The following is a 1058-nucleotide window of genomic DNA, read 5'->3' as shown; positions in this document are numbered from 1 at the left end:
AATACGTCGTTTTTCTTGTTCATCACGAATAGCTGGACCTTTGAAGCCATCCTGAATGATGGCTTGCACATCTACTGATGCCGCTGCTTGATAGGCCAGCATAAAAATATCCGCTTGTGGATACGGTAGATCTTCTAAACCTTTGCGGCCTGCGTGATCCGCTTGGCAGCAAATTAGAATGTCTTTTAGGCGCTCCGACTTGCGCCATACATCAAACTTGTTCAGGATTTTGATGATGGTTTGCGGCTTTAACTCTGCGGCGCGATGAATGTTGGAGTGTTGCTCGCAGACCATGAGCGCTAAATCTTTAAATTCATTCGGTACACGTACACGTTCGCACAGTTTTTTAATTAGCTTTAAACCGGTATGACAATGCATTTTATGGCTAGGCCATTCGCTCTCTGGTGTCACGCCTTTCCCTAAGTCATGCACCTGTGCGGCAAATCTGACAGGGAGTGATGTGCTCAGCTTTGCGGCTTGCTCTGCTACCATCAACGTATGGATACCCGTATCGATCTCTGGATGCCATTTTTCAGGTTGAGGCACCCCAAACAACGCCTCGATTTCTGGTAGCACGACAGCTAACGCGCCGCAATCTCGCAACACTGATAAAAACACATCGGGACGAGGCGTTGAAAGCGATTTATGCCACTCTTGCCACACGCGTTCTGGTGTTAGCGTATTGAGTTCACCAGAGTCTGCCATGTCGCGCATGAGTTGCATGGTTTCTTTTGCTACCGTAAATCCCAGCGAGGCAAGTTTTGCAGCAAAACGTGCGACCCGAAGTACTCTAAGGGGATCTTCCACAAAAGCATCCGATACATGACGCAATATGCGATTATTCAAATCGGCTTGGCCGCCATAAGGATCGTACAGCTGGCCGCTATCATCCATCGCCATGGCGTTAATGGTTAAATCACGGCGAATCAAATCCTCTTCTAGCGTTACGCTTGGATCGAAGAAACAGTCAAAGCCCGTGTAACCTGAGCCTGATTTTCTTTCGGTTCGTGCAAGTGCGTGTTCTTCTTTATTTTTAGGATGAAGAAAAACAGGAAAGT

General features: G+C 47.4%; 1 protein-coding gene. It reads right to left on the bottom strand.

The genetic code is table 11. The annotated features are described in order from the left end of the window. The coding region (locus R7Q11_RS24965; protein ID WP_225466854.1) for a multifunctional CCA addition/repair protein at positions 1–1058 on the bottom strand (1058 nt) is incomplete at both ends.

Source organism: Vibrio sp. 970 (assembly GCF_033339075.1).
The sequence above is the reverse complement of the archived record's forward strand: the minus strand, read 5'-3'. Positions and strand labels throughout refer to the sequence as shown.